This is a genomic window from Edaphobacter sp. (genome assembly GCF_035532915.1).
Classification (GTDB): Bacteria; Acidobacteriota; Terriglobia; order Terriglobales; family Acidobacteriaceae; genus Edaphobacter.
On record NZ_DATKQC010000305.1, the window covers coordinates 1 to 4,942 of the forward strand.

Below are 4,942 nucleotides of genomic sequence, written 5' to 3' on the forward strand. Positions count from 1 at the left end.
CTTGGAAAGCCTGAGTCCTCGTATCGCAAAGTTACATTCCACAAAGAACACCTGGAGATGGACCAGCACATTGACGCGGTGTTGATCGGGCCAGGGCATCCGCTGTACGCCGCAGTTGATGAGCGCCTGAATGAAATGCTCGGCACAATCACAGCGAGTGTTGGCGTGTTCGTGGATACGAACAGCGATGCGCCTTACAAATTACACTTCTTCGAAATGGCGGTTCGAGGCCAGAACACAAAGGGCGAAGTGCAAACTCTTCTAGGCGAACTGGTCGCGGTGAGGGAAGAACTGTCAAGTGCCGAAGCGCGCTTCTCGGCAATTCCGGCGGATACATTGCTCGATCTGCCTGCTCACCCTGCTGCTCCAGAAAACCTCGTCCCCGAGGACGTTGCGTCTGCGGCGGACTTTCTAAAGAGCACCTATCAGACCGCACGCCGCACTCAGTGCCAGCAGGAGCGGCAGCACTTTGTTCAGGTTTGCCGCGACTACTTACAGCGGTCGTTTGACGCGCGGGTCAGGGCAGCGCAGGACCGCGTAATGAATTTAAAGGCGCGCGAGATGCGCGAGCCGGATGTAGCCATTGCTCGTCAGCGTGCCGAGAACGATCTGGCTGATCTTACCCGCACACGAATCGAGCGGCTTGCCGGGCTGGAGCGGCTGACTCTAGCCAAGCACGGTCCTGTACGCCACGTTGCCACCGCGCTGGTACTTCCCACGACTCGCTCCGTCGAAGAGCAAATCGGGGCCTTCATCGACGATCTCGATCCCGAGGTGCGACGCATGTCTGAAATCGCAGCTGAGGACGTGGTCATCGCGTACGAATCGGGTCGTGGGTTCGAGTGCGAACGCGTGGGGCATCTGAAAATTGGGTTTGACGTGCGCAGTCTTGGCCCGGCTGATCCGCAGACCGGTTACCGTGATCCGGTCGCCGGTATTCGTCGTATCGAGGTCAAAGGCCGACGCCGGGGTCAGCCCATCCGCCTCACGACGAACGAGTGGTATAAAGCAACGCAGCTTGCAGACAGTTATTGGCTCTATGTAGTTTGGAACCCGCTCGACAATCCCGACGCTGAGCCAATGAGGATTCAGAACCCGGCAAAGCATCTCGATCATGCAAAGCGGGAGGTCATTGCGGCCCGTTACTACGACATTCCCGCAGATGCGATTCAGAACGCGGCAGAAAAGCAGAGGGAGTTGCTTCTGTGACCGACGATAGGCGGCTGATTGAAGACTACCTCCCGATAGAAAAAATAAGCGCGGAGGCGTCGCGGGAGAAGTCTGTCCGCAAGGGACATATCTCTACTCTTCATCTATGGTGGGCGCGGCGGCCCTTGGTCGCGTGCCGTGCTGCGGTATATGGGGCGCTGGTACCGGTTTCACGGTTCGTGCCGAACGGGGCGAGTGATGAGAAGAAGAAATCTCTCGGGCGCGCGAATGCGGCGAAGTTTGTTGAGCGGCTTTGCCTATACCCTGGTAATCCGAGTGTCATCGCTGAGGCACAACAACATATTCTAGAAGCCCACGCCGTACGGCTAACCCAAGAAATCGGGAGGACCGTCACTGTCGAGGACATCGTCGAGGGCCGAGCACCACGCCCGAAAGTGCTGGACATGTTTGCGGGGGGAGGGGCGATTCCATTGGAAGCGTTGCGGCTCGGTTGCGAGGTGTACGCCCTCGACCTCAATCCCGTTGCCCACATCATCGAACTCTGCACGCTCGTGTATCCACAGAAGCATGGCAAGCCAGACCCGTCCGCTAGTGGCATGACTGGCCCGAAGAACGCCAAGGGCGAGACCACATGGGGCGGACTGGCCGAGGAAGTACGGTACTGGGGCAACTGGGTACTGAAACAAGTCAAAACTGAGATCGGCGACCTGTACCACACCATCCCTGATCCCGAGTTTAAAGGCAAGAAGACCGCTGTCCAAGCTGACTGGCTCAATGAAGATTCTGCTAACGATATTCCGCCGGGCCACTTGATGCCAATTGCATATCTATGGACCCGCATAGTGAAGTGCAAGAACCCGCACTGTCGCGCAACCGTCCCATTGTTGAGACAAACTTGGCTTTGTAAAAGGCAACGCCGGTATGTCGCACTGAAAATAGTTGCACCCAAGGGGAAGAAACAGGTCCGCTTCGAGGTCGTCGAGGCGCGATCGGAAGGCGCGCTTAGTTTCGACCCCGCGGCTGGCTCCAAAGGGGGCAACTCCACCTGCCCTTTCTGCGGCACAGTTGCCGACACCGATTACGTGAAGGTAGAGGGCTGCGCTGGGCGTATGGACACACAACTGATGGCGGTTGTCTGCACACGCCCTGGTAAACAAGGCAAAGTTTATCTTGCTGCAAATGATGTCGTTGATGCCGCGAGCGAAAAGCGTACGGCGGAATTGGTGGCACGTCTCGACGCGTCTCCGGGTATGTTGCCGAACGAGCTGCTACCTGGCGCTGGCGCATTGGGCCTCCGGATTCAGGCATATGGAATCAAGTCATGGCGGAGAGCCTTCACTGGCAGACAGCTTGCTTTTGCCGGAACATTTGCCGCAACTGTGCGGGATGTAAGCAAACGCATTAAAGTGAACACGGGTTCAACAGAACGCAGCAGGGCGGTAGCAGCATATCTCGGACTCATCTTGGACAAGATCGTAGATAGAGGGAATGCACTCGGAAGGTGGTACGCCGCAGGAGAAAAGGCTCAAAGTCCCGTTTCTGGCGGACGCCTAGCAATGACGTGGGATTTTCCTGAAGTAAATCCGTTCGGTGGCGCCTCCGGCAGTTCAGATAAAGTCTCCAATTACATCGAGGACTGCATCCACACACTCTCCGAAATAACGCGTCCTGCCAAAATGGTAACACGTGGCTCAGCGACCGCTCTAAATTGGGACAACTCTTCTTTCGATGCAGTGATTACCGATCCGCCTTACTACGACAATGTGCCTTATTCAAATCTCTCGGACTTGTTCTACGTATGGTTGAAGCGGTCGATTGGTGAAATGTTCCCCGAACACTTTGCTTCTGAGGTCACTCCACGAAAGAGTGAGGCTGTTGCCGACCCGATGAATTTCGGAAGTGGGCAGGCGGACGCTCGGCGAATTTACGAAGAGTTGATGGCAAAGGCATTTTCCGAAGCGGCGCGAGTGCTTAAGCCGAATTGTCCTCTTGCGTGTGTATATGCTCACAAGACCACGTTGGGCTGGGCAACTCTAATCGACGCGCTTCGGCATGCAGGTTTTTCAGTACATGAAGCTTGGCCAATGGATACCGAGGCCCCTAACCGCGAGCGTGCCCAAGACAGTGCCGCGCTGGCGTCCAGCATAACAATTGTCGCTCACAAGAGGGATGGGGCGGCGACAGGCAAGTACGAGGAGACTGTGCGTCCGGAGCTGGAGCAGATTGTGCGGGAGCGAGTGGGGACATTGTGGGAGATGGGGATTTCAGGGGCCGACCTCGTCATTGCGTGTGTTGGAGCAGGGTTGCGAGCATTCACCCGCTTTGCGCGGGTCGAGTATTCCAACGGCGAGGAAGTTCCTGCCGAGCGCTTTTTGACTGAGGTAGAAATGGTTGTCCTGGAAACCATCCTGGCCCGGCTGTCAAAGGAAGTCGGCGCTAACGGCAGCAAATATGGCCTGGCGGGGCTGGACGCTGCAACGCGATTCTATGTGTTATGGCGCTACACCTACAAGGCCGCCGACCTTGACGCGGGGGAGGCAATCATCTTCGCCAACGGTACGCACGTCGAACTGGAGGGCGCACACGGGTTGTCGAGCGGGACGCGGGCGTTGGTAGCCAAGAACAAGAGCAAGTACCGTTTGATGGACTACACCGAGCGTGGCGACGCCGCCGCACTCGGGATGCCCTCTGAGGATGGCCAACCAGCACCACTTGTCGACGCACTCCACCGTCTGCTGTGGCTGATGGAGCGACATCCATCCGGTATACCTGATTTCTTACGAGACGCGCGGCCAAACACCGAGCAAATGCGGCTAGTCGCGCAGGCGCTAGCTGGCCCGGCGCTTAAAGGCGGTGAACTCGGTGAAGTCGCGACCGGCAGTGAGCTGGCGGCGCTCACCAAACTGACTGCGAACTGGCGCAGCGTGGTGGAAGATGTAGCAGAGGCAGCAGTAGGCCCTCTGTTCAGGGGCCCGCGACAGAGCAAGTAGAGCATAGGAATGGTCCTCAATAGAGGGGTGATTAACTGATGAGCGCAAAGTCAGACCAGACTTCACAGGATCTCAAACCCTGGGTTCAGATCGTGCAAGTCCATCCAGACGTGGATTCTCCAAATTTCTCCGAAGACATTTTCGCGCTCGATCTTGGTCCACTCGCCGATGGGAACAAGAGTGTCCCCGCAGTTTACCGTGATGCCGAACACTTCTTTCGTGTCTCGTATCCAACCAAGGGCCTGCGCTCCCTGTTGGAGGATGTTCTCTCTCGTCTCACCGGCGGCACAGGCAATCGAATTCTTAAGCTGCTCACGCCGTTTGGTGGCGGCAAGTCACACACGTTGGCATCTCTGTTTCATGCTGCACGAAACCGGAAGGCATTAGATATTCTGCCCGAGGCACAGGGGTTCTCCAGACCAGCGAATGTTCGCACGGCAGTGTTTGATGGCCAATTTTTCGACGGCACCAAGGGCAAGGAGATTCCCGGTGAGAAGTTTCGCGCGCAAACTATGTGGGGTTGGATCGCGTGGTCGTTGGGAGGCAAGAAGGGTTACGAGATCATGCGCCAGCAGGATGAGGCGCGTGTCGCACCGGGTGCTGACGAGATCATGGCATTGCTGGCGGAAGGCCCGAACCTGATCCTGCTCGACGAAGTCTTGCAATATCTCATCAGCGTCGGCGGAATCAAGGTTCATCAGACTACCCTGCGAGACGAAACCATGAGTTTTCTGCACCGGCTCACGGGCGCAGTGGGAAACTCGGCGAATACAGCATTGGTT

At 57.0% G+C, this 4,942-nt stretch carries 3 protein-coding genes; all 3 read left to right on the forward strand.

The genetic code is table 11. From position 1 onward, the window contains the following. Nucleotides 1-1,209: DUF3883 domain-containing protein (locus tag VMU57_RS14495; RefSeq protein ID WP_325384627.1), on the forward strand; the 1,209-nt coding region annotated here is incomplete at its 5' end. Next, the gene (locus VMU57_RS14500; RefSeq protein ID WP_325384629.1) at nt 1,206-4,160 is read left to right on the forward strand and encodes a DUF1156 domain-containing protein; all 2,955 of its coding nucleotides are present in this window, start codon (nt 1,206-1,208) and stop codon (nt 4,158-4,160) included. The genes VMU57_RS14495 and VMU57_RS14500, both read left to right, overlap by 4 nt. A gap of 38 nt (nt 4,161-4,198) precedes the next feature. After that, a partial coding sequence (locus VMU57_RS14505; RefSeq protein ID WP_325384631.1) for a DUF499 domain-containing protein occupies nt 4,199-4,942 on the forward strand: 744 nt, incomplete at its 3' end.